The organism is Rhizobium sp. UFLA01-1127, assembly GCF_059803845.1.
In genome coordinates, this window is record NZ_JAUQTZ010000105.1 from 1 (window position 1) to 21,904 (window position 21,904).

Sequence of the window (21,904 nt, forward strand, 5' to 3'; positions counted from 1 at the left end):
GTAGCGCGCAATCGCCGTCCAGGGTACGCCTTCTCCGCCCATCTGCGTGAAGGTCTCGGTATTCCGGTCCATCCAGGTGACCATGTAGTGGCAGCCAATGCCGGCGATGGCGCGGCTGCCTTCGGGAACCCTGGTGGACGTATTGTGCGGACAGCCGGAGCAGAAAAAGGGCGTGCGGTTCAGGGGCGCAACGTGACTGCGGCTGATCTGGCCGCGCTCGGCAAGATAGGCGAGCTTGGCGGCGATGCGGTCATGCAGTCCCTGATCGAGATCGAGCTTGACGATGCGCCCTGCGATGGCTCTGGCGACGGCGCCCACGGTCAGTGCCGCCGACAGGCTGAGATAGGGTTTGTCGTGCTCGTCGAACTTGCCGACGATGCGCGGACGGACATCGGCGCGCCAGTTGAAGAGCTGCTGCTTGATCTGGTTTTCGATGATCTCGCGCCGCTCCTCGACGACAAGAACCTCGTCCAGTCCTTCGGAGAAATGCCTGACAGCCTCCGGCTCCAGCGGCCAGGGCATGCGCACCTTCAGGATACGCAGGCCGATCGCGGCCATCTCCCTCGGTCCGATCTCAAGCTCGCGCAACGCCTGCAGCACATCCTCATAGGCCTTGCCGGACGAGATGATGCCGAGGCGGGCGTTCGGCACATTGTGCGTGATTTCGTCGACGCGATTGGCACGGGCGAAGGCGATGGCCGCATAGGCCTTGGAGGTCTGGAGACGATCGTCCTGCACCAGCGGCGGATCGGGCCAGCGCAGATTGAGGCCGCCGGGCGGCATTTCGAAATCGGTCGGCAGGACGAATTGCCGCCTCTCGCCCGAGAGATCGACGGCCGCCGTCGTTTCGATGGTGTCGGCGATGAACTTCATGCCGACCCAGCAGCCGGAATACCGCGACATGGCGATGCCGAGCAGGCCGTATTCGAGAAATTCGTGGATGGATGAGGGATAGATGACCGGGATGACTGCAGACATGAAATCATGGTCGGTCTGATGCGGCATGGTGGAGGATTTGGCGGAATGATCGTCGCCGGCGAAACAGAGGACGCCGCCGTGCTTGGATGTCCCGGCGGCATTGCCGTGTTTCAGTACGTCGCCCGAACGGTCGACGCCGGGACCTTTGCCATACCATATGCCGAGCACGCCGTCCTTGCGCACGCCGGGGGAAAGGCCGACCTGCTGCGAGCCCCAGACAGCCGTCGCGGCCAGATCTTCGTTGATCCCGGGCTGGAAGGTGACCTCATGAGCGTCGAGGTAGGTCTTGGCTTTCAGAAGCTGCTGGTCGTAGCCGCCGAGCGGCGAGCCGCGATAACCGGATATGAAGGCCGCGGTATTGAGGCCGGCGGCGCGGTCGCGCCGCATCTGCGTCATAGGCAGCCGCACCAGCGTCTGCAGGCCGGTCATGAAAACGCGGCCTTCCTCTGCGGTGTATTTGTCGTCTAGCGATACACTGGTCGCAAGCATCTGCTCTCCTCCCGAGATCGCAGCCACCAATTGCCCTTTGTCTTCTCGCCGGAAACCTCCTACCGCTCCCAACGAAGATCATCTCAGAATTCTAACATGCACCGACGCTAATTTCCGAACGAAGGCTGTGCGTCGGCCGCATGATTTGTAAAGAATTGGGGCATCTGACGGATATTTTCGTGCTTGCAGGCATCGCGTGCAAGCATCCATCACAAGCTTTCAGCGGAGATATCGGCCACAAGGGGTTTTATGCATCCGACTCACCTCGTAAGGTCGCGCTCACTCGAATCTGGGAGACCTACATGCTGACGATCTACGGTGTCTATCGCTCGCGCGCCTCGCGCAACTACTGGATGGCTGAGGAGCTCGGCATCGCGTTCGAATCCGTGCCTGTCGTCCAGGCCAGCCGGCTTGCCAATCCGCTCGCCGCCGATGCCCCGATCAACACGATGTCGCCGGAGTTTTTGGCCGTTAATCCGATGGGCATGATCCCCTGCATCAAGGATGGAGATCTCATGCTGCATGAGTCGCTTGCCATCAATCTTTACCTCGCGCGCAAATATGGCGGCCCGCTTGCCGGCAAAACGGTCGAGGAGGAGGGACAGGTGTCGATGTGGACCATGTGGGCGGCAACGGAAGTCGAGCCCTATAGCGTCGCGCTTGTCCGCATCTACGACAATGGCCAGGAAAACAGCGAGCTTGGGAAGGCTGGGATCGCCGTCGCCTGCCGCTCGCTGAAGAAGCCGCTCGACGTGCTGGAAAAGCACCTGCAAAATCAGAACTATCTCGTCGGCAACCGCTTCACGGCCGCCGACCTCAACCTGGCCGAAGTGCTGCGCTACGCCCAGACAGAACAGGAATTGTTCGACGCGCGTCCGAAGATGAAAGCCTGGATCGAGCGCTGCCAGTCGCGCGTCGCCTACAAGGCCATGCAGGCGACGCGCGGCAAGGAGCCGGTCTGATCCATCCTATCGGAAGAGACGCATGCTCTCTTCCATCTCTTCGCGAATCCAGGCCTTGAAGGCAGTGACCTTCTTCGGCTCGCGCACGCCTGGGGTCGTGACGAAGTAATGGCCGAAGCCCGTCTTTGCGCGGATGCCGAAGGGATCGACGAGACATTTCTGTTCGAGAGCATAGGCGGCCAGCGTCTGCCAGGCGAGCATGACGCCCTGCCCCGCCATAGCCGCGTCCAGACAGAGCGACGCATCGTTGAAGATGTGCCGCTCTTCCATGCAATGGCCCGAAAGCCCAACCTTGCGCAGCCAGACCTCCCAGCCGAACATCGCATGTCCGTCGACGACGGCGGGCACCTTCAGAAGATCGGCAGGCTCGCGCAGTGTGGCAGCGATCTGCGGCGTAACCACCGGAAAGACTTCCTGCGCCAGTAAGAGCTCGGACTTCACACCCGGCCACTGTCCGCCGCCCACCCGAATGCCGATATCGACATCCGACGTCGCCGGATTGATCAGGCGCGTGGTGGCATCGATGCGCAGGCGGATATCCGGATGGCGGCTGGCAAAGCGATCCAGCCGATAGACCAGCCAGCGGGCTGCAAAGACCGGCGCAACCGAAATGGTGAGGATATTCTCATCCTTATGCTGCGCAATGGCGACTGCTGCCGATAGCGCCTGAAAGGCTTCGCCGAGCCTGGTCAATACCGCCAGCCCCGATGCCGTGACGATCATGCCTTTGGGCGTGCGCTCGAAAAGCGGCAGCCCGAGCTGCGCTTCGGCCTTGATGACCTGCTGGCTGACCGCGCCGACCGTCACGCCGAGTTCATCGGCCGCCGCCTGCAGCGAGCCGAGGCGTCCGACCGCCTCAAGGGCGCGCAAGCCATTCAGATGAACATGATTGAGGTTTTTCATTATAGAATATCTATATCAGTATCTCGTCATTCTCAATTGCGCAGAGCAGTGAAACGCGCGATTGTTGCAGCATGAAATTGAAAAGCGCCGTCACTTCGCCGGCTGATGTCCCTACGGTTGCATCGATACGAAGAACCAGAGAGGCAACAATATGTCGATCTTGAAGCTTTTCTTCAGTCACTTTCTGGAAGAGGATCGCGAACGGGAAAGCGACCCTCTACAGCATCCAATGCTCGCCAGCATGTCGCTGGAGGAACTGGCCGACCTGCCGCTCATGCCGGAAAATCTAGGGCGGCTCATGGACAAACGGACCGTTCAGCCGGAAGAATGTGCATGAGAGAGACTTACTCCATACGCCCAAACATCACATCGGCCATCGATATGGACGCCATCGCGCAACGATTGCAGCGGCTCATAGCCCAAGCCCGCCTGCCGGTCGTGGAGCCCGGTACGCATTACGGCCTGCCGGCCTTCAAAGTCGACGGCAAAGCCTTCGTGACGGTGAAAAACAACGACACCATCGTGCTGTCGCTGCCGATCGACCGCAAGGAACAGCTGATGGAAATGGCGCCGGAAATCTACTTCCAGACGGATCATTATGTCGGCTGGCCTTCCCTGCCGCTGCGCATCACTGCGATCGGCGACGAGGAACTGCAGCAACGACTGATCGAGGCGTGGCGATACCGCGCCCCGAAAAAGCTTTTGGCGGCATTTGGCCTGTTATGATCAACCCTTCTCGACGGCAAGCGCCTTCTGGACGGCGGGACGCGCGAGCATGCGCTGATAATGGTCGTTCACCTTCGCGAACTGGCTGCGATCGACACCGTCTCCAGGCAGCCACGTTTCCATGGTGAAGAGATAGCCGTCGGCAACGGTATATTGCTCGCCCATCACCCAGGGGCCTTTCAGCATCTTGTCTTCGATCAGGGCGAAGGCTTCCGCCATGGTCTGCGGCACCTTGGCCTTCATCGTCTCGATGGCCGCCGCATCGTCCGTCCAGCGATAGCCGCGCCCCTTGTGCGAATGGTTCACATGAACGGTGGAGGCGATATAGCCGTTGAAGGACTGCATCTGCGCGAATTCGAAGGGATCGTCGAGCGGAGCCAGCTTCGCGGCCGGCGCGATCTGGGCGATATAGGCCAGGATCGCGATATTCTCGGTAATGACGCCGCGATCGGTCAACAGCGCCGGAACCCGACCTTTGGGATTGATGGCCAGATAATCCGGCTGACGCTGATCGCCATTGGCGAGGTTGAGGCGGCGGGGCTCATAGGCAAGACCGGATTCTTCCAAGGCGATGAGACTGGCGAGCGCGCAGCTTCCGGGTGCGAAATAGAATGTCAGCATGTTCCGTTCCTCGATTGAATTGCGTGAGGAAGCTAAAGGCAACCCGGCCAATACGGAAGTGGCTGACGCTGATAGGCGCTACAAAAGGTTTTGATCGATCGGAACGTATGCCCATCCCTGCGGCACGGGCGCCAAGGATGGGCAACTCTGATGCTCAGGCGCAGCCGGGTACGTCTTCCAGCCTGTACCAGACGGGGATGCCGCGCTCGCGGGCGATGCGCACATCATTGTCCGCGCCTTTGGAATCGCCTGATAATCTCAGGACACCCTCGCAAAGCTGCAGCAGCCGGCCGGCCGTCGGGTGGAAGATCTCTTCATAGAGATCGTCGCCTATGCTCTTGCCGCCGGCGGCATGCCAGACCGGCAAGGCAACCCATTCCCCGATCATAGGCAGATGTCCGGCCTTGAACAGGGCATAGGACGGCTCCTCCAGGCGCTTGAGGTTCTCGGCCATCTTCCTCGGATCATCGCCGGTGCCGGATCGGTAAGGTCCCGCAATCAGGATCAACATGTCATTTCTCCGTTTTCAGTCCCTGCTTGCTGCAGGAATTTGCACGAATATGCGCATATTTTCTTGAATGTCGAATCTATTCTGATAAATTCACGATTATTCGTGAAATAACGTGCAGAGATCGGCATGCTGACCAGCCAACGGAAAACCCTCATTCTCGACAGATTGCGCCGGGACGGCCAAGTGATCGCAAAAGCACTGGCTGACGATCTCGGCCTGTCCGAAGACACGATCCGCAGAGACTTGCGGGAGATGGCGGCGGAGAAATTGCTGAAGCGGGTGCATGGCGGCGCGCTGCCGCTCTCCCCGGAGCTGCCGGATTTCACCGCCCGGCAGGCGGTTTCATCGGATGTGAAGCGGCGGCTCGGTGCCTATGCCGCGAACATGATCAAGCCTGGCCAGACCGTGTTTCTCGACGGCGGCACTACAAATGCCGAGATCGCCCGTCACCTCCCGAAGGATATCGCCGTCACCATCGTCACCCACAGCCCGACGATAGCGGGCGAATTGGAACATCATCCCCTGACCGAGGTAATCCTGATCGGCGGCAAGCTTTACAAGCATTCGATGGTGGCAACGGGTGCCGTCGCCATGGCGGCGATCGCATCCATAAGGGCCGACATCTTCTTTCTGGGCGTCACTGCCATCCATCCCGCACGCGGTTTTTCGACCGGTGATTTCGAGGAAGCGGCTATCAAGCGGCATATCGCGCAATGCTCGGCCGAAACCTATGTATTGGCGACAGCCGAGAAACTCGATGCGGCCTCGCCATGCCAGATCCTGCCGACAAAGAGCGTTTCCGGCCTGATCGTGCCGTCCGATATTCCGGAAGAAAGCCTGATGCCTTACCGGGAAACCGAGATGCCGATCCTCCTGGCCTGACGCCGCCACTACGCCCGACAGACAGAGGTAAATCCACGCGAGGATTTGCGTTGCCGTCACCCTGATACAGTCGGTGATCGCTTTGTCTTGCGGTCGTCGCCAATCAAGCTTACCTCAATGTGCTCAGAGGTTACGATCGCCCATGAACGAACGCCGCATTCATCAGCTCTTCGAAATCAGCGTTCTGTTGAAGGGCGCGCATGCCTTGATCGAATGCTTTGGCGGCATTGTCCTCGCGCTCGTCAGCACGGAGTCCATCCTTCGGCTGGCCAACAGGGTCACGCAGCCCGAACTTCTCAACGATCCGCATGACTTCATCGCGGCACATCTGCTCGCCTCGGCGCAGGATTTTTCAGTCGGCACAAAGAACTTCTATGCCTATTATCTGCTGAGCCACGGGCTGGTGAAGGTGCTGCTGGTCATCGGCCTGCTCAGGGGCAAGATGTGGGCCTATCCGGCCTCGCTGGTGGCACTCGGGCTTTTCATCGTCTATCAGCTGTATCGCTTCACGGACACGCACGGCATCGGCCTCATCGTCCTCACCGTATTCGACCTCGTGGTGATGGCGCTGATCTGGCACGAATACAGGATCGTGCGGCAGCATGTCGCGACACGACAAGCCAGACGTCGGACCCAAGAGTAAAGCTTATGCCGCCGGCGCAGGCGCAGTCCGGATTCGGTAGGCGCATCGCCTGGCGCCGAGAAGGATGTGTTCTTCCCGATCGATCTGCGCGCCGAGCACTGCGCGGAAAGTCTCTAGTTCCGACCGGCAGAAGCCGGCGCAGGCACTGGCGGCAGCGCAGATGGGGCAGTGATTTTCTACCAGCATCAGCGAACCGTCATCCTCCTGCCAGTGATCGGCCATATAGCCTTCCTGCGTACGAATGGCCGCTAGTCTCGCGACGCGCGAAGGCAGATCGGCGGCGGCATCGATTTCGCCGCGATAGCGCCGAAGCGTGTCGGTTTCACGGGCCGAGATGACGGTGTCGACGGCATCCTGCCCCAGCTGGCTGACCATGGTCGCGAGCAAGGCGGCGGTCAGATGCGCATGGCCGTCGGGAAATTGCCGGTTGCCGGCGGCGGTCAGATGCCAGAACTGCCGTGGCCTGCCCCTGCCGGCCGAGGCCTCCGCGACCGGCTCGACCAATCCCTCCTCCGCCATCTTCGTCAGCTGCTGACGCGCCGCCTCGGACGATATGCCGAGTGCGCCGCCGATGGTGGCCGCCAATTGCGGTCCCTCGGTTTTCAACAGGATCAGGATTCGATTGACGGGTGATTGACGCATTTTTCCAAGTTTTCTCTTGTTTTAATTGGACGACCATGTAATTTTCCAAATTATAACTTGGAAAATAATCAACCGCTAGGGAAAATACCGAGGATTGCCGATGTCCAGCATCGAAAACACCGCCTCCCTCAAATCAGCCTCCATCTTCACGCTGTTCTCGCCAAGACTTCTGCCGGCAACGCTGATGCTTGGCGGCGGCGTCACGCTTTATGCCGTCGAATCCTACATCACAGCCACGATCGCCCCTTCGATCGTAAGGGACATCGGCGGCCTGGAACTCTTCTCATGGATGACGACGCTTTTCGTCGCCGCCGGTGTGCTTGGATCGATCACGGTCGCGACCCGGCCGAAGGGCATGGGACTGCGTGCCGTCTACGTCGTGGCGGCGCTTATCTTCGGCATCGGCAGCCTGGCCTGCGCCCTCGCGCCGGCCATGCCGGTGCTGCTCATCGGCCGCACCATTCAGGGCTATGGTTCCGGCATGCTGTCCGGCCTTGCATATGCCTTCATCCGCTTCGTTTATCCCGAACCGCTCTGGCGCAGAGCATCGACGCTTTACGCTGCCATATGGGGTGTGGCGACGGTGCTCGGACCGACGCTCGGCGGCCTCTTCGCCGCGGGCGGCGCCTGGCGGGAGGCCTTCATCATTCTCGTACCCCTGACTGTCCTCATGGCAGTCTCGGGACGCTGGCTGCTGCCCGATGTCGCGGATGATCGGATCGATACTCGGACGCCACTGATCCAGATCATACTTCTGCTTGCCGCCGTCTTCTTCGTGAGCCTGGCCGGCACGAGCGAGCATGGATCCTATAAGATCGTGCTGATCGCCGTTTCGATCGCACTCGTGACCGCGATGGTGCTGATCGAGCGCAAGAGCGAGGTGCGGCTCCTTCCCTACGGTGCCGTCATGCTCGGCAATCCGATCGCGCGGCTCTATCTGACGATATTCACACTGATGCTGGTGCTGACAAGCGACATCTACATTCCGTATTTCCTGCAGGCACTCCACGGCGTAACGCCACTGATCTCGGGCTACCTCGTCGCGCTGGTCGCACTGGGCTGGACAATCGCGGCTTTCTTCAGCGCATCGTTTTCGGGAAGACAGGCTGCAATCGCCATTATAACCGGGTGCATCCTGGAGACAGCAGCAACAGCATCGCTGATCCCATTTCTGGCAACCGCAACGCCCTTCATCGAACTTGCAGAGTTCGCGCCTGCCGTCATCGGCATGTTCCTGATGGGCTTCGGCGTCGGTCTCGGCTGGGCGCATCTGGTGACCAGGATCATCGGCATCGCGAAGAGAACCGAACAGGACAAGGCCTCGGCCGCCATTTCGATGACGCAATCGCTGGGCGGTGCATTCGGCGCAGCCGTGGCCGGCGTCATCGTCAACGGCGCTGGCCTCACCCATCCCGGCGGAATTGCCGGCAGCCTCTCGGCCGCGACCTGGCTTTACGCCCTGATGGCCTTGCCAGGTCTGATCGCGATCGCTCTGTCCTTCACGATCAAGCCAGCTTCAGCATGATCTTGCCGATGTGGTCGCCCGTTTCCATCAGCCGATGCGCTTCGACCACGTCGTCGAAGGAAAAGACCTTGTGAATGACGGGGGCAACCGTGCCCTCGTCCAGCAGCGGCCAGACCTGCGAGAGAAGGTCGTCGCGGACGGCCCGCTTTTCCTCCGCCGTGCGCGGGCGCATGGTCGAGCCGGTCACCGTCAGGCGCTTGACCATGATCGGCTGCAGGTTGACCTTGTCTGCGACAGCGCCGCCAAGAAAGGCAATGATCGAAAGGCAGCCGTCGCGGGCAAGCGAGGCCAGATTCTTTTCCAGATAGGCCGCGCCGATCATATCGAGGATGACATCGACGCCGTGTTCCGTCTCGGCCTTGATGACCTCGGCGAAATCCTCCTCTTTATAATTGACGGCCCGCTTCGCGCCGAGTTTCTCGCAGGCCTCGCATTTTTCCTTCGAGCCGGCGGTCGTATAGACCGTCGCACCGAACACGCGGGCAAGCTGGATCGCCGTCGTGCCGATACCGCTGGAGCCGCCGTGGATCAGCACGCTTTCGCCTTCGGTGAGGCCCGCCATCTGGAAGAGATTGGCCCACACCGTGAAGAAAGTTTCAGGGAGTGCGGCTGCGCGCACGGCATCATAACCATTCGGGAAACGGAGCGCCTGGCCGGCGGGAAGCACGCAATATTCCGCGTAGCCGCCGCCATTGGCGAGACCGCAGACCTTGTTGCCGATCGCGAATTCGGTCACGCCGGAGGCGACGTCCACGACCTCGCCGGCGATTTCGAGACCCAGAACAGGGCTTGCCTCTTTCGGAGGGGGATAAGTGCCTTGCCGCTGCGCCACATCCGGCCGGTTTACGCCCGCAGCCTCCACTCGAACCAGGATCTCGCCCGGCTTCAGGGTCGGCAGAGGCTTGCGGCCGATGGTCATGACCTCAGGCCCGCCGAAGGATGGCAGATCCACGAAACGCATTTCAGACGGCAAGGGCATGGCGCAATCTCCTCTCCCAGCAAAGCAGTCGAGATAGTTTAGCGCAACGCGCTTGAAAAGGATCGATTGGGACAGGGCGTCAATTCGTCTCGGCCAAGCCGAGGAAGGCGACGCCGATCACGCTTTCCTTCGCCTTCGCCTTGATGCCCGCGATGGAAGTGCTGACCCGATTGATGTTGTCGATCACCAGTCCCTCGGGCAGTTGCAGGATGCCGATCGAGCAGCGCATCAACGGGAATTCAGCCTCGGCGCCGCTGCGGTCATGGCCGTGAATGCGGCCGGCAGCACGATCCTCCGCCGAATAAAGTTCGAGAACATCGGCATGGAAATCGGCAAGCAGCCGATCCAGAACTTCGTGAAGCTCCTGCGTGTTCCAGCCGGTGACGCCGATAAAGAAGTCGTCGCCGCCGACATGACCAAGGAAATGGCGTTCAGCAAAGAAATAGCGGCGCATCAGTGCCGCAAACAATGAAATGGCATGATCGCCGAGATGGAAGCCGTAAGCGTCATTGAACGGCTTGAAATTATCGAAGTCGCAATAGCAGAAATGCCTGATCTCATCGCCATCGCGGCCGGCGCTCTGCATGAAGTCGTGGATTGCCCGATTGCCCGGCAGGCCCGTCAATGGATTCTGGTCCTGTGCGATCTTCAGCTGCTTTTCGTTGATGACCTTGATGAGAGAGGCAGCGGAGACGATGCCGGCATAATGCGTGCCTTCGGTCACGATCAGGCAATCGCTGCTTTCCATATTGGCGAAAATCGTCATCAACGTATCGGCATCGGAATCAAGCCCGACGATCGGCGCCATCTCGACGAAATGCGAGATCGAACGCTTGTAGACCTTGTTCTTCAAAAGGTCGCGGCCGAAAGGCTGATAGATATATTCCTTCAGCTGGTATTCGTGAATGATCCCACGCGGCTCATCATTGGCGTTGACGACCGGGAAATAGGCGCGGCGCGGATTCCGGCGAAAGAGCTCGAAAACGCTGTCGATGCTGTCGCTTTCGCGGATCGTCGGCAGCACTTCGATCTGCTTGCGGATCAGGATCTCATCGAGCGACTGGCTGTTGCGCGCTGTCTTGCCCAGATCCTGAAGATGCGGAAAGCTCGGCTTCAGTTCATTGACGAGCACGGTTGGCCGCGCGATGAACCAGCCCTGCACGAGATCGACACCGAATTCCCGGCAGGTCAGGAATTCCGCCTCGGTCTCGATACCCTCGGCGATAACGCGCGTGCCGAGGACATGGGCGATGTTGACGAGATTTCGGAGAATATGGCGCTTACGGGCGCTGCGGTCGATATCGACAATGAAATGCCGGTCGATCTTGAGGTAATCGACCGGGTAGTCGGACAGAAGCTTCATTTCGCCATGACCGACACCGAAGTCGTCGATCGCCAGCTTGAAGCCAGCATTGCGCATTTTCCCGACCAGTGCGGAAAATTCCGGTACGATGGTATTATCGAAGCGTTCGGAGAATTCGAAGCAGACGGAAGACGGCGAGAGGCCAGCCTTTCTCATATGCTGCAGCAAACTGTCGACCAATACCGCACCCTGCGGAATCAGGCGGACATCCAGATTGAGAAAAAGGGTTGCGACAGCGATATTGGGCAGCGTGGCAAACTTCGCCAGCGCCCGGCTCGTGATCATCTGCTCCAGCCCGAAAAGCTGGCCTGTGCGTTCGGCCTCATCGAGGATGTCGACCGGGCTGTTGAAGCCGATGCGTTCATGCCCGCGCATCAGGGATTCATAGCCGAAAACCGCGCCGGTACCGGCCTCAACGATCGGCTGAAATGCATTTTCGATCACGAGTTTGGCGAGAGTGACAATCTGGTCGCTGGCATAGCGGCGCAATACGCCCGGCTCGACTGCGGCAGTCAGGGACATGCCCATCTCCACTTGCGGATTCTGTTCTAATTTATTTAAGTAAAACTTTGGATTTATCGCGATTTCGACCCAAGATGCGCCATAAAATGTCAACGAAACCTTTCCCGTATGTGAAAGTTTCATGAATGGTAAAGCAATGTTAACCATTCGCAGAGACAAAAAACAGACGGCTTGAATGCGCCGCCCGAGGGCTTCGAAGCTAGCTGTGCGAATGCCGTTCCGCCTCATAGTCGGCGAACATGTCTGCAACGCAACGACTGTCCCTTGCAGTCTCGCCTATATCGTTGGCGGCATGCGGCACATCGCAAATATCGCCACGCTTACGGGCCGCATCCCACATGCGCAGCGCCTCCCGCACGACTTCGCTGCTCGAGGCATAGGTGCCGTTGTCGATTGCGGCGCGAATGCCAGCAGCCTGAAGTGGAGAGATGGAAACCGTTACCATCGGCATGATATTCCTCCCTTGACGTTATCAAGCGGAATTTTCGCTGGAGATATGTTCCGCGGCCTCGACCGGTGCTTCCAAGGCATGTCCCTCAGACATGCGCGCTCCAGATAATGGCACGGTCGCTACATCAATTCGACGCCGCTCCGCCCTAGACGGCAGCGGGCCAGAGAGTAACGCCGCTCACGCTCCTTGTCAAAGAGTGGGGGTTCGTTACCTCCTGCAAGGAACTCCCTTATCGCCTGAGCACAAACCCGAAAACCACCAGCGTCCAGCCCTGAAAAATCAGATCGAAGGCCAGGAAGAGGCCGAGGATCCAGAGGCTGTTGACCGGCCAGCCGACTGCAATCGCGATGCCGGCGACAGCGGTCGCAAGGCCGCTGATGACGATCCAGACCCAGCCGCGCTGCGGCTTCAGCTTGCGTCCGACCCAGACACGAAACGTGCCGGCTATGAGCAGCGCGATGGCGAGAAACAGGGTCAACGCTTCGGAGGCCAGCAGCGGATTGGCGAAGGCAAGGACACCGGCAATCGTATAGAGCATGCCGCTGAGCACCCAGAACAGGACATGCTCCCACCCCCTCACCTGAAAGGCATGGGCCAGATGCACGATGCCGCCGATCAGCATCAGTATGCCGATATAGTAGACCGATGCCACAGTGGCGATGAACAGATTGCCAAGGGCGATGCCGCCGCAGATCAGCAGCAAGATGCCAAGACCAACAAACCAGCCCCACTTGTTGCGCATTGCGGATGGGGGAACTTCATCAAGAATATCGACCATGACTGCACCTCCTCCTCTACGGAAGTATGGCACAGAAATGCTTCGCGGAAAGAGGCGACGGGTTTTTCGCCCGGGATCATCCGGCACGTGATTTTTTTATTGATTGATCAGTCAATCAAAAATACATTTGCGTTGTTTTTGAGAGGTTGACCCGTGCCGAAGGTCGGAATGGAGCCGGTGCGCCGTAAGGCGCTGGTGGATGCAGCGATGCGCGTGATCGGAGATCACGGCTCGCTGACCGTCACCATGTCCGAAATCGCCAAGCAGGCCGGCGTTTCCCCCGCCCTTGCGCATCACTATTTCGGCAGCAAGGAACAGCTGTTGATCGAAACCGTCCGCGTGCATCTGCAGCGGCTGCGCGACAGCGTCGTGACAGCGTTACAGGCGGCCGAGACGCCGCGCGAAAAGCTCTCGGCCGTCATCCGCGTCAGCTTCCAGGCCGATCAGTTCGCACCGGAGACGATCGCCGCCTGGCTCGCCTTCTACGCCGAAGCGCAACGTTCGGAGGAGACGCGCCGTTTTCTCGTGATCTACGCGCGCCGGCTGCATTCGAACCTCGTTGCCAATCTCAAGACCCTGTGCCCGGCTGGCGACGCGGAGCGCATCGCCGAGGGCGCGGCTGCGATGATCGACGGGCTCTATATCCGCCAGGGCCTCGGATCCGCGCCGATCAGCACCGAGGCCTCGATCGCGCTGACGGAAGACTATCTGACGACCCATCTCAACGCGCTGAAAGGCTGAAGGCCATGCTGACCGTCTGGGGCCGCAAATCGTCATCCAACGTGCAGGCGCTGATGTGGTGCATCGGCGAGCTCGGTCTTGCCTATGAACGCATCGATGCCGGCTTCACTTACGGCGTCAACGACACGCCGGAATTCCTCGCGATGAACCCGAACGGCACCGTTCCGGTGTTGCGCGACGGCGATGGCGACCCCTTGTGGGAAACAGGCGCCATCCTGCGCTATCTCGCAGCACAATATGGCAACGATGCCTTCTGGCCGAAGGATGAGCGGCAGCGCGCCCAGATCGACAAATGGGCCGAATGGGCAAAGATCAATATCGCCCTGAATTTCACCGGTCCGGTGTTCTGGCGGGTGGTGCGCACAGCCCCTGCACTCAGAGACGAGAAGGCGATCGTTGCGGCCGTTGCCGCGCTTGCTACGAAGCTTGACATCGCCGAGTCGCAGTTCGGACGGCACCGCTTCCTCGCCAGCGATAATCTGACGCTTGCCGACATACAATTCGGGCATGTTCTCTACCGCTATTTCGACATCGACATCCGGCGCCCCGACCATCCGCGGCTGCGGCGCTATTACGAAAACCTCACCGAGCGGCCTGCTTTCCAAGAGCATGTCATGGTGTCCTATGAAGAATTGAGGGTTCTATAATGCGCGCACAACCGAAAGCCTCGCATTTCATCGACGGGGAATATGTCGAGGACACCGACGGCACCGTTATCGAAAGCATCTATCCTGCGACCGGCGAGGTGATCGCCCGCCTGCATGCGGCAACGCCCGCCATCGTCGAAAAGGCGATCGCCGCTGCCAAGCGTGCGCAGCCGGAATGGGCGGCCATGAGCCCGACGGCGCGCGGCCGCATCCTGAAGCGAGCCGCCGACATCATGCGCGAGCGCAACCGCGAGCTCTCCGAGCTGGAGACGCTGGATACGGGCAAGCCTATCCAGGAAACCATCGTCGCCGACCCCACCTCCGGCGCCGACAGCTTCGAATTCTTCGGCGGCATCGCGGCAGCCGGCCTCAACGGCTCCTACATACCGCTCGGCGGCGACTTCGCCTATACCAAGCGCGTGCCGCTCGGCGTCTGCGTCGGCATTGGCGCATGGAACTACCCGCAGCAGATCGCCTGCTGGAAGGGCGCGCCGGCGCTGGTCGCCGGCAACGCCATGGTGTTCAAGCCTTCGGAAAACACACCGCTCGGCGCGCTGAAGATCGCCGAAATCCTGATCGAGGCTGGCCTGCCGAAGGGTCTCTACAATGTCATTCAGGGCGATCGCGAAACGGGACCGCTGCTTATCAACCATCCTGACGTTGCCAAGGTATCGCTGACCGGTTCGGTGCCGACCGGCCGCAAGGTCGCGGCTTCTGCCGCGGGCAACCTCAAGCACGTCACCATGGAACTTGGCGGCAAGTCGCCGCTGATCGTCTTCGACGATGCCGATATCGACAGCGCCATCGGCGGCGCGATGCTCGGCAATTTCTATTCGACCGGCCAGGTCTGCTCGAACGGCACGCGCGTCTTCGTCAACCGCAAGATCAAGTCCGAATTCCTGAAGCGCCTGAAAGTGCGCACCGACGCCATGCTCATCGGAGACCCGATGGATGAGGCAACGCAGATCGGTCCGATGGTCTCCTGGGCGCAGCGTGAGAAGGTGCTCGCCTACATCGAAAAGGGCAAGGCCGAGGGTGCGACGCTACTGACCGGTGGCGGCATACCGAACAATGTCGCGGGCGAAGGCTACTATATTCAGCCGACCGTGTTTGCCGACGTTACCGACGATATGACGATCGCGCGCGAAGAGATTTTCGGGCCGGTCATGTGCGTTCTCGATTTCGACGACGAGGCCGAGGTGATCGCCCGGGCCAACGCCACCGAATTCGGCCTCTCCGGCGGCGTCTTTACCGCTGACCTTACCCGCGCCCACCGCGTCGTCGATCAGCTCGAGGCCGGCACGCTCTGGATCAATACCTACAATCTCTGCCCGGTCGAAATCCCCTTCGGCGGCTCCAAGCAATCTGGCTTCGGCCGCGAGAATTCGCTGGCGGCACTGGAGCACTATTCGGAATTGAAGACCGTTTATGTCGGCATGGGACCGGTACAGGCGCCTTATTGATGCAACCTCGGGGCTCGACCTTGCCCTTCGAGGCGGCCACAGGGAGATAAATATGCAACAAGCAGATTTCGTCATCGTGGGCTCGGGTTCGGCCGGCTCCGCCATGGCTCACCGCCTGTCGGAAGACGGCAAGCATTCGGTCATCGTTCTGGAGTTCGGCGGCAGCGATTTCGGCCCTTTCATCCAGATGCCGGCGGCGCTCGCCTGGCCGATGAGCATGGATCGCTACAATTGGGGCTATCTCTCCGAGCCGGAACCGCAACTCAACAACAGGCGCATCACCGCACCACGCGGCAAGGTGATCGGCGGCTCCTCCTCGATCAACGGCATGGTCTATGTCCGCGGCCACGCGGAAGATTTCAACCGCTGGGAAGAACTCGGCGCTCAGGGCTGGGCCTATGCAGACGTGCTGCCCTACTTCAAACGGATGGAGCATTCGCATGGCGGCGAAGAGGGATGGCGCGGCACGGACGGCCCACTGCATGTGCGCCGCGGCGACGTCCGCAATCCGCTGTTCCACGCCTTCATCGAGGCCGGCAAGCAGGCGGGCTTCGAGGCGACGGAGGATTATAACGGCAGCAAGCAGGAAGGCTTCGGCCTGATGGAACAGACGACGTGGATGGGCCGGCGCTGGTCCGCGGCGACTGCCTATCTCAAGCCTGCGCTGAAGCGGCCGAATGTCACGCTCATCCGCTGCTTCGCCCGCAAGGTCGTCATCGAAAACGGCCGCGCAGTTGGCGTCGAAGTCGAGCGCGACGGCAAGATCGAGGTGATCAAGGCGAACCGCGAGGTGATCGTCTCCGCCTCCTCGTTCAATTCGCCGAAGCTGCTCATGCTCTCCGGCATCGGGCCTGGTCAGCATCTGCGCGACATGGGGATCGAGGTGAAGGTCGACCGGCCGGGCGTCGGCGCCAACCTGCAGGACCATATGGAATTCTATTTCCAGCAGACGAGCCTGAAGCCGGTGTCGCTCTATTCCTGGCTGCCCTGGTATATGCAGGGGATCGCCGGTGCGCAGTGGCTGTTCTTCAAGAAGGGGCTTGGCACCTCCAACCAGTTCGAAGCCTGTGCTTTCCTGCGTTCCGCGCCCGGCGTCAAGCAGCCGGATATCCAGTATCATTTCCTGCCTGTTGCCATCAGCTACGATGGCAAGGCGGCGGCCAAGAGCCACGGCTTCCAGGCACATGTCGGCTACAATCTGTCGAAATCACGCGGCAACGTCACGCTGCGCTCCTCAGATCCGAAGGACGATCCGCTGATCCGCTTCAACTACATGAGCCATCCGGAAGACTGGGAAAAATTCCGCCACTGCGTGCGCCTCACCCGCGAAATCTTCGGGCAGAAGGCCTTCGACGAGTATCGCGGGCCGGAAATCCAGCCGGGGCCGAATGTTCAGACCGACGATGAGATCGACGCCTTCCTGCGCGAACATCTGGAAAGCGCCTATCATCCCTGCGGCACCTGCAAGATGGGCTCGAAGGACGATCCGATGGCGGTGGTCGATCCCGACACGCGCGTCATCGGCGTCGATGGCCTGCGCGTTGCCGACAGCTCGATCTTCCCGCATGTCACCTACGGCAACCTGAACGGCCCTTCGATCATGACGGGCGAAAAGGCAGCCGACCATATTCTCGGCAAGCCGAGATTGGCGCGCTCGAACCAGGAGCCTTGGATCAATCCTCGCTGGGAGACGAGTGATCGGTAAAATTGGCGAGCATCAGTGATAGTCTTCTTCGCGCTGATGCCTGAGCGCCAATATCGTAACCGTCTCGCTGTCTTCGATCTCAAATAACGCTACACAACCCGAAGATCCGAAGGGAATAACGAGTTCGCGGAGAAGTGCGTTGTCTGCCGACGCCTTGCGGCAACTGAACGGAAAATTCTCCAGAAACTCCGTTGCCTTGGCGATTGCCTGATAGGCTCTTTCTGCAAGCTCGATATCTCTTTCAAGCAGATGGTCATAGAGCCGCTCGATATCTTCGAGCGCACCTTGAGAATAGCGGACGGCAAATATCATTTGTGTTTGGAAGCTTTGGCAGCTTCAAGCTTACCCTTCAGCCTTTCGAGCACACTATCTGCGCTATGATATATGCCGGTTCTACGTGCCTCCTCGCGTGCGGCAAGGCCGCGAGCGATAAATTCGGCCGTTGTCCGCCGATATTCGATTTGAGCACGCAACGAATTTTCCACAAATGCAGACAGGGTCTCGCCCTCCTGCAGCACGCTTTCGGCTGCGGCGCGCAAGGCGGGATCAACCCGCAGCGAGGGAATGGAGGCAGATTTCACGTATCAGCTCCTCTTCAGCTCCTCTGCATTGCAATTGCGATGCATTTTATTCGATTACTGGAGCACGTCAACGCGCGTATTACGCCTTGGCCCAAAAGAGAAATTCTGCAAGAAAGATCGATATCCCCATACGCCCTTGTGGTGAGCCGCCCTGGAAAATGTCTCCAAGAGGCAGGTGAACCATCCTATCGGTCAGACATCATATGCCCCCCATCTACCGCAAGTCCAAACTGCTCCGTCGTTCCCGTGTCATCTGGGGCTCTTTCAATCTCTGGCGGCCGCGCCTGGTGTTCTGGACGGGAGCTTTCGCGATCGGCGTGATCAGCGTGGGCTTTGCCAAGCTCGCCGATCTGGCGCAGCGGGCTTTTGCCGGCGTAACGCAATCGGGCGAGTGGATGTGGCTGCTGCCGCTTCTGCTGACGCCGCTCGGCTTCGTGCTATCAGCCTATCTCGCAGCGACGCTGTTTCCCAATTCGCAGGGAAGCGGCATTCCGCAGGCCATTGCCGCGCGACATCTGCATCACGAAGAGGACCGCACGAAACTGCTGTCATTACGGCTCGCTTTCGGCAAGATCGTGCTGACCATATTGGGGCTCTTGAGCGGCGCCTCGATCGGCCGCGAAGGGCCGACAGTTCAGGTCGGTGCTTCCTTTATGCTGGCCGTCGCACGCTTCGGCGGCATGGCGCAGGCAAAGGGGCTGATCCTCGCAGGCTCTGCTGCCGGTATCGCGGCTGCCTTCAACACGCCGCTTGCCGGTATCGTCTTTGCCATCGAGGAGATGAGCCGCACCTATGAATCCCGCGCCAATGGACTGGTCCTGACGGCCGTCATCCTGTCCGGCCTTGCGGCACTCGGCCTTTCCGGCAGCTACAATTATTTCGGCACGGCCGACGCCGCGCCGACCATGTTTCGGGATTGGATCGTCATGTTCATCTGCGGCGTTGGCGGCGGCGCGCTCGGCGCCACGTTCAGCGGTTTGGCGCTCTTTGCCGGCATCCGCATCCGCCGCTGGGCGCAGCCGCAGCCGCTCAAACGCATGCTGATCCTTGCCGGCTTTTGCGGGCTCGCCGTTGCAGCCATCGGCGTGTTCTCCGGCGGCCAGACCTTCGGCACCGGCTACCAGCAGGCCCGCGGCGCGGTGGAAGGACATGCGCTGCCGCCGCTCTTTTTTGCCGAGAAACTCGTGGCGGGATTCCTGTCGATGATATCGGGCATTCCCGGCGGCATTTTCGCGCCGTCGCTCTCCATCGGCGCCGGCTTCGGCAGCACTGTCGGCACGCTGGTCGGCGGCAGTATCGCACTGGCGGCAATTCTCGGCATGGCAGGCTATTTCGCAGGCGTCGTTCAGGCGCCGATGACCGCCTTCGTCATCATTCTGGAAATGACCGGCGACCACCAAGCCGTTATCCCGATCATGGCGGTGTCGATGATAGGCTATGTGACCTCGCGGCTGCTGTCGCGTGAGCCGCTCTATCACGGGCTGTCGCGCGTCTTCATTGCTGCAGCCATCCGCACACGGCGAGCCATGGAAAAAGAAGGCAGCGAGGAACACGTCGCCGGTTAAGGGAGAGGTCTGCTATTTTTGAGGAAATGACAGCAATATGTCTTCCTCGGCTTGCTCTACGCCATCAGCCTCGTGACTTCAGCTCCTTCGGGCTGCGTGATGGCATCGGCGATCGTCGTCGAGAACAGGACCTTGCGGGTCGCGTCCGCCACCCGGGCAAAGACATGGCGGATTTCGCAGGTCTGTTCGCCATCGCAATCGTCGCAGCGGCGATAGGCCGTGAGCGACAGACACGGCAGCGGCGCCAGAGGCCCGTCGATGACCCGCAGGATCTCTCCGAAGGTGATCTCGTTTGCCGGCTTGCGCAGGAGATAGCCGCCCTGCTTGCCGCGACGGCTGATGACGATGCCCTGATGTTTCAGGTCGAGAAGGATCTGTTCCAGGAATTTCTTCGGGATCTTCTGCTGAGCGGCGATGTCGGAAATCATCACCGGCTCGCCCGCCTCGGACTGGGCCAAGGCAGACAGCGCCCGCAGCGCATATTTTGCTTTCTGAGTAATCATTTCGAACCGCTTCACACACACATGCGATACGTTCGGCCGATCGATTCGGCCGGTCCGCCATAGAACTTCTGCGCCCTCGTCCCCAGGGCAATTTCGAAGCACTCACACCCATGGCGCAATGCCAGGAAACGCCAGCAACCCAGACTTGTTATCATTCTTCGTCGCTATGCCCATAGTTTAGCGCAAAATCCATCGCAGCGCATCATTTTGGGCATCACTTCCGATTTCCATTTGACAAGCTCTGTGTAACTCTACTATTTCTATAGACATTAAAGCAAGCACTTAAACATGGCGAGCCATATCAAGTGCTTCCAAAGGGCCGCTTCCGGCGTCAAAACGCCTTGGTTAACAGCCGAGGCGGTCGCTTTTCCTTATCGGTGCGGCTTCATGGAGATATTTACTCTCCATCTGCTCCCTTTCGAAATCTATTTTTCTGTCCGCTGCCGTTGCGAACTGCGATACTTGCGGCAACATCAGGACAGGATCCCCATGACTGCCATTACATCCATTGAAGAGGCCGCGACGCTCAACAGCAAGCTCGCATCGCTCGATCTTGCCGGCCGATTGTCTCTCGTCGCCGGCCTCGGTGGCCGTGCCGTGTTCACGACGTCTCTCGGGATTGAAGATCAGGTCATTACCGCGGAGATCGGAAATCATCGCCTGCCAATCGAAGTGGCAACGCTTCAGACCGGCCGTCTCTTTCCGGAGACGCTTGCCCTGATCGGCGAGACAGAAAGCCAATATGATATCAATATTGTCCGCTATGAACCGGAACAGGCCGATATCGATGCCTATGCCTCAAAATACGGTCTGAACGGTTTTTATGAAAGCGTCGAAGCCAGGCACGCCTGTTGTGGCGTGCGCAAGCTGAAGCCGCTTGCGCGTGCACTTTCAGGCGCGGCCATCTGGATTACCGGCCTGCGCCGTGGCCAGTCGGCCAACCGCGCCGATACGCCCTTTGCGGAATTCGATCCTGAGCGCAATCTCATCAAGGTCAACCCGCTGGCCGATTGGGACATCGACACCATCCGCGCTTATGTCGGCGACAACGGCGTTCCGGTGAACCCGTTGCATGCGCGCGGCTATCCCTCGATCGGCTGCGAACCCTGCACCCGGGCGATCAAGCCAGGCGAGCCGGAGCGTGCCGGTCGCTGGTGGTGGGAAAACGACGAAAAGCGCGAATGCGGCTTGCATGTTCACGAGGAAGACGCTGCCGCAGCACAATGAAACCCCCGCCGGATCCCGGCATCGATCCGAGGCGCGTCTCCTATGCCGCCGATCGACCGGGAGCCAACGCATCCATTCTTTCTGGCCAATATTCGGCCGGGACATGTGAAAGTTCTGGAGTGATAAATGCCCGATAGCCGTCCGGATACGGAAATCTCCAATCCGCAAAGCACAAAGCCACCGCTCGATCCGCATCTGAAGGCGCTTGAAAACGAGTCGATCCATATTTTCCGCGAAGTGGCAGCGGAATTCGAGCGTCCCGTCATGCTCTATTCGATCGGCAAGGATTCCTCCGTGCTGCTGCATCTGGCGCGCAAGGCCTTCTATCCCGGCCGCGTCCCCTTCCCGCTCCTGCATGTGAACACCGGCTGGAAATTTGCCGAGATGATCACCTTCCGCGACGAGATCGTGAAGAAGTACGACCTCGATCTGATCGAGCACATCAATCCGCGCGGCGCGGCGGAAAACATCACGCCCTTCACCCATGGCTCGGCGCG

Annotated in this window: 24 protein-coding genes and 1 pseudogene; 13 read left to right on the forward strand and 12 right to left on the reverse strand. The window is 60.0% G+C overall.

Translation table 11 applies throughout. From position 1 onward, the window contains the following. Nucleotides 1-1,467 (reverse strand): annotated as a pseudogene (locus Q4Q11_RS22795) (indolepyruvate ferredoxin oxidoreductase family protein); the annotation flags it as partial. A 302-nt stretch (nucleotides 1,468-1,769) separates the two neighbouring features. Between Q4Q11_RS22795 and Q4Q11_RS22800 the strand changes: the two are divergent. After that, entirely contained in the window at nucleotides 1,770-2,429 is a 660-nt protein-coding gene (locus Q4Q11_RS22800; RefSeq protein ID WP_498570908.1) for a glutathione S-transferase family protein, read from the forward strand. A gap of 6 nt (nucleotides 2,430-2,435) precedes the next feature. On the opposite strand, the gene Q4Q11_RS22805 is transcribed toward Q4Q11_RS22800, so the two are convergent. Beyond that, nucleotides 2,436-3,332 (reverse strand): LysR substrate-binding domain-containing protein, encoded by an 897-nt coding sequence (locus Q4Q11_RS22805; RefSeq protein ID WP_113213687.1) that lies wholly within the window; start codon nucleotides 3,330-3,332, stop codon nucleotides 2,436-2,438. Nucleotides 3,333-3,483: 151 nt separating this feature from the next. Here Q4Q11_RS22805 and Q4Q11_RS22810 point away from each other — a divergent pair, with 151 nt between their 5' ends. Beyond that, nucleotides 3,484-3,669, forward strand: coding sequence for a hypothetical protein (locus tag Q4Q11_RS22810; protein ID WP_498570909.1), 186 nt, complete (start codon nucleotides 3,484-3,486; stop codon nucleotides 3,667-3,669). Between the two features lie 44 nt (nucleotides 3,670-3,713). Beyond that, complete coding sequence (locus Q4Q11_RS22815) at nucleotides 3,714-4,058, forward strand: MmcQ/YjbR family DNA-binding protein (protein ID WP_498570910.1); 345 nt, start codon at nucleotides 3,714-3,716, stop codon at nucleotides 4,056-4,058. On the opposite strand, the gene Q4Q11_RS22820 is transcribed toward Q4Q11_RS22815, so the two are convergent. Both Q4Q11_RS22820 and Q4Q11_RS22825 read right to left on the reverse strand, forming a co-directional pair. Further along, nucleotides 4,059-4,679 (reverse strand): glutathione S-transferase family protein, encoded by a 621-nt coding sequence (locus Q4Q11_RS22820; protein ID WP_498570911.1) that lies wholly within the window; start codon nucleotides 4,677-4,679, stop codon nucleotides 4,059-4,061. A 154-nt stretch (nucleotides 4,680-4,833) separates the two neighbouring features. Further along, nucleotides 4,834-5,190 (reverse strand): DUF4406 domain-containing protein, encoded by a 357-nt coding sequence (locus Q4Q11_RS22825; protein ID WP_112512187.1) that lies wholly within the window; start codon nucleotides 5,188-5,190, stop codon nucleotides 4,834-4,836. Between the two features lie 126 nt (nucleotides 5,191-5,316). Here Q4Q11_RS22825 and Q4Q11_RS22830 point away from each other — a divergent pair, with 126 nt between their 5' ends. Both Q4Q11_RS22830 and Q4Q11_RS22835 read left to right on the forward strand, forming a co-directional pair. Further along, complete coding sequence (locus Q4Q11_RS22830) at nucleotides 5,317-6,072, forward strand: DeoR/GlpR family DNA-binding transcription regulator (protein WP_498570912.1); 756 nt, start codon at nucleotides 5,317-5,319, stop codon at nucleotides 6,070-6,072. 142 nt (nucleotides 6,073-6,214) lie between these two features. Further along, entirely contained in the window at nucleotides 6,215-6,715 is a 501-nt protein-coding gene (locus tag Q4Q11_RS22835; protein ID WP_112512185.1) for a DUF2127 domain-containing protein, read from the forward strand. A gap of 3 nt (nucleotides 6,716-6,718) precedes the next feature. Here the strand turns inward: Q4Q11_RS22835 and Q4Q11_RS22840 are convergent, their stop codons facing one another. After that, nucleotides 6,719-7,357, reverse strand: coding sequence for a helix-turn-helix transcriptional regulator (locus Q4Q11_RS22840; RefSeq protein ID WP_112512184.1), 639 nt, complete (start codon nucleotides 7,355-7,357; stop codon nucleotides 6,719-6,721). A 100-nt stretch (nucleotides 7,358-7,457) separates the two neighbouring features. Between Q4Q11_RS22840 and Q4Q11_RS22845 the strand changes: the two genes are divergently transcribed. Beyond that, the gene (locus Q4Q11_RS22845; protein ID WP_498570913.1) at nucleotides 7,458-8,882 is read left to right on the forward strand and encodes an MFS transporter; all 1,425 of its coding nucleotides are present in this window, start codon (nucleotides 7,458-7,460) and stop codon (nucleotides 8,880-8,882) included. On the opposite strand, the gene Q4Q11_RS22850 is transcribed toward Q4Q11_RS22845, so the two are convergent. The 4 genes from Q4Q11_RS22850 to Q4Q11_RS22865 form a co-directional block, all read right to left on the reverse strand. Beyond that, the gene (locus Q4Q11_RS22850) at nucleotides 8,863-9,861 is read right to left on the reverse strand and encodes an NAD(P)H-quinone oxidoreductase (protein WP_498570914.1); all 999 of its coding nucleotides are present in this window, start codon (nucleotides 9,859-9,861) and stop codon (nucleotides 8,863-8,865) included. The genes Q4Q11_RS22845 and Q4Q11_RS22850 overlap by 20 nt on opposite strands. A 79-nt stretch (nucleotides 9,862-9,940) precedes the next feature. Then, a complete protein-coding gene (locus Q4Q11_RS22855; protein ID WP_498570915.1) occupies nucleotides 9,941-11,746 on the reverse strand; it encodes a GGDEF domain-containing protein in 1,806 nt (601 codons plus the stop codon). 199 nt (nucleotides 11,747-11,945) lie between these two features. Then, entirely contained in the window at nucleotides 11,946-12,197 is a 252-nt protein-coding gene (locus Q4Q11_RS22860; RefSeq protein ID WP_112512180.1) for a type II toxin-antitoxin system ParD family antitoxin, read from the reverse strand. A 229-nt stretch (nucleotides 12,198-12,426) separates the two neighbouring features. Next, nucleotides 12,427-12,975, reverse strand: a complete 549-nt coding sequence (locus tag Q4Q11_RS22865) for an HdeD family acid-resistance protein (protein WP_112512179.1) — start codon at nucleotides 12,973-12,975, stop codon at nucleotides 12,427-12,429. 153 nt (nucleotides 12,976-13,128) lie between these two features. Between Q4Q11_RS22865 and betI the strand changes: the two genes are divergently transcribed. Genes betI through betA form a run of 4 tightly spaced genes read left to right on the forward strand, consistent with a single transcriptional unit; the run spans nucleotide 13,129 to nucleotide 17,531 of the window. Next, complete coding sequence (gene betI / locus Q4Q11_RS22870; protein ID WP_112512178.1) at nucleotides 13,129-13,716, forward strand: transcriptional regulator BetI; 588 nt, start codon at nucleotides 13,129-13,131, stop codon at nucleotides 13,714-13,716. Nucleotides 13,717-13,721: 5 nt separating this feature from the next. Continuing rightward, on the forward strand, nucleotides 13,722-14,363 hold the full coding sequence (locus Q4Q11_RS22875; protein WP_498570916.1) for a glutathione S-transferase family protein: 642 nt from the start codon (nucleotides 13,722-13,724) through the stop codon (nucleotides 14,361-14,363). Beyond that, entirely contained in the window at nucleotides 14,363-15,826 is a 1,464-nt protein-coding gene (betB, locus tag Q4Q11_RS22880; protein ID WP_498570917.1) for a betaine-aldehyde dehydrogenase, read from the forward strand. The genes Q4Q11_RS22875 and betB overlap by 1 nt, the downstream gene beginning before the upstream one ends. A 52-nt stretch (nucleotides 15,827-15,878) precedes the next feature. Then, nucleotides 15,879-17,531, forward strand: coding sequence for a choline dehydrogenase (gene betA / locus Q4Q11_RS22885; protein ID WP_498570918.1), 1,653 nt, complete (start codon nucleotides 15,879-15,881; stop codon nucleotides 17,529-17,531). Between the two features lie 12 nt (nucleotides 17,532-17,543). On the opposite strand, the gene Q4Q11_RS22890 is transcribed toward betA, so the two are convergent. After that, a complete protein-coding gene (locus Q4Q11_RS22890) occupies nucleotides 17,544-17,843 on the reverse strand; it encodes a type II toxin-antitoxin system RelE/ParE family toxin (RefSeq protein ID WP_112512174.1) in 300 nt (99 codons plus the stop codon). Continuing rightward, the gene (locus Q4Q11_RS22895) at nucleotides 17,840-18,112 is read right to left on the reverse strand and encodes a YlcI/YnfO family protein (RefSeq protein WP_498570919.1); all 273 of its coding nucleotides are present in this window, start codon (nucleotides 18,110-18,112) and stop codon (nucleotides 17,840-17,842) included. The genes Q4Q11_RS22890 and Q4Q11_RS22895 overlap by 4 nt, the downstream gene beginning before the upstream one ends. A 203-nt stretch (nucleotides 18,113-18,315) precedes the next feature. Between Q4Q11_RS22895 and Q4Q11_RS22900 the strand changes: the two genes are divergently transcribed. Beyond that, complete coding sequence (locus tag Q4Q11_RS22900) at nucleotides 18,316-19,677, forward strand: chloride channel protein (protein ID WP_498570920.1); 1,362 nt, start codon at nucleotides 18,316-18,318, stop codon at nucleotides 19,675-19,677. A gap of 56 nt (nucleotides 19,678-19,733) precedes the next feature. On the opposite strand, the gene Q4Q11_RS22905 is transcribed toward Q4Q11_RS22900, so the two are convergent. Further along, nucleotides 19,734-20,180, reverse strand: a complete 447-nt coding sequence (locus Q4Q11_RS22905) for an RrF2 family transcriptional regulator (RefSeq protein ID WP_498570921.1) — start codon at nucleotides 20,178-20,180, stop codon at nucleotides 19,734-19,736. A 489-nt stretch (nucleotides 20,181-20,669) separates the two neighbouring features. Between Q4Q11_RS22905 and Q4Q11_RS22910 the strand changes: the two genes are divergently transcribed. Together Q4Q11_RS22910 and Q4Q11_RS22915 are read left to right on the forward strand one after the other, a co-directional pair. Next, on the forward strand, nucleotides 20,670-21,407 hold the full coding sequence (locus Q4Q11_RS22910; RefSeq protein WP_498570922.1) for a phosphoadenylyl-sulfate reductase: 738 nt from the start codon (nucleotides 20,670-20,672) through the stop codon (nucleotides 21,405-21,407). Between the two features lie 126 nt (nucleotides 21,408-21,533). Continuing rightward, nucleotides 21,534-21,904, forward strand: a 371-nt coding sequence (locus tag Q4Q11_RS22915; protein WP_498570923.1) for a phosphoadenosine phosphosulfate reductase domain-containing protein, incomplete at its 3' end; no start/stop codon positions are given.

Excerpts from the sequence above, each read along its gene's own strand:
- Q4Q11_RS22800 (WP_498570908.1), top strand. The coding sequence starts at position 1,770 with ATGCTGACGATCTACGGTGTCTATCGCTCGCGCGCCTCGCGCAACTAC.
- Q4Q11_RS22805 (WP_113213687.1), bottom strand. The coding sequence starts at position 3,332 with ATGAAAAACCTCAATCATGTTCATCTGAATGGCTTGCGCGCCCTTGAG.
- Q4Q11_RS22810 (WP_498570909.1), top strand. The coding sequence starts at position 3,484 with ATGTCGATCTTGAAGCTTTTCTTCAGTCACTTTCTGGAAGAGGATCGC.
- Q4Q11_RS22815 (WP_498570910.1), top strand. The coding sequence starts at position 3,714 with ATGGACGCCATCGCGCAACGATTGCAGCGGCTCATAGCCCAAGCCCGC.
- Q4Q11_RS22820 (WP_498570911.1), bottom strand. The coding sequence starts at position 4,679 with ATGCTGACATTCTATTTCGCACCCGGAAGCTGCGCGCTCGCCAGTCTC.
- Q4Q11_RS22825 (WP_112512187.1), bottom strand. The coding sequence starts at position 5,190 with ATGTTGATCCTGATTGCGGGACCTTACCGATCCGGCACCGGCGATGAT.
- Q4Q11_RS22830 (WP_498570912.1), top strand. The coding sequence starts at position 5,317 with ATGCTGACCAGCCAACGGAAAACCCTCATTCTCGACAGATTGCGCCGG.
- Q4Q11_RS22835 (WP_112512185.1), top strand. The coding sequence starts at position 6,215 with ATGAACGAACGCCGCATTCATCAGCTCTTCGAAATCAGCGTTCTGTTG.
- Q4Q11_RS22840 (WP_112512184.1), bottom strand. The coding sequence starts at position 7,357 with ATGCGTCAATCACCCGTCAATCGAATCCTGATCCTGTTGAAAACCGAG.
- Q4Q11_RS22845 (WP_498570913.1), top strand. The coding sequence starts at position 7,458 with ATGTCCAGCATCGAAAACACCGCCTCCCTCAAATCAGCCTCCATCTTC.
- Q4Q11_RS22850 (WP_498570914.1), bottom strand. The coding sequence starts at position 9,861 with ATGCCCTTGCCGTCTGAAATGCGTTTCGTGGATCTGCCATCCTTCGGC.
- Q4Q11_RS22855 (WP_498570915.1), bottom strand. The coding sequence starts at position 11,746 with ATGTCCCTGACTGCCGCAGTCGAGCCGGGCGTATTGCGCCGCTATGCC.
- Q4Q11_RS22860 (WP_112512180.1), bottom strand. The coding sequence starts at position 12,197 with ATGCCGATGGTAACGGTTTCCATCTCTCCACTTCAGGCTGCTGGCATT.
- Q4Q11_RS22865 (WP_112512179.1), bottom strand. The coding sequence starts at position 12,975 with ATGGTCGATATTCTTGATGAAGTTCCCCCATCCGCAATGCGCAACAAG.
- Q4Q11_RS22875 (WP_498570916.1), top strand. The coding sequence starts at position 13,722 with ATGCTGACCGTCTGGGGCCGCAAATCGTCATCCAACGTGCAGGCGCTG.
- betB (WP_498570917.1), top strand. The coding sequence starts at position 14,363 with ATGCGCGCACAACCGAAAGCCTCGCATTTCATCGACGGGGAATATGTC.
- betA (WP_498570918.1), top strand. The coding sequence starts at position 15,879 with ATGCAACAAGCAGATTTCGTCATCGTGGGCTCGGGTTCGGCCGGCTCC.
- Q4Q11_RS22890 (WP_112512174.1), bottom strand. The coding sequence starts at position 17,843 with ATGATATTTGCCGTCCGCTATTCTCAAGGTGCGCTCGAAGATATCGAG.
- Q4Q11_RS22900 (WP_498570920.1), top strand. The coding sequence starts at position 18,316 with ATGCCCCCCATCTACCGCAAGTCCAAACTGCTCCGTCGTTCCCGTGTC.
- Q4Q11_RS22905 (WP_498570921.1), bottom strand. The coding sequence starts at position 20,180 with ATGATTACTCAGAAAGCAAAATATGCGCTGCGGGCGCTGTCTGCCTTG.
- Q4Q11_RS22910 (WP_498570922.1), top strand. The coding sequence starts at position 20,670 with ATGACTGCCATTACATCCATTGAAGAGGCCGCGACGCTCAACAGCAAG.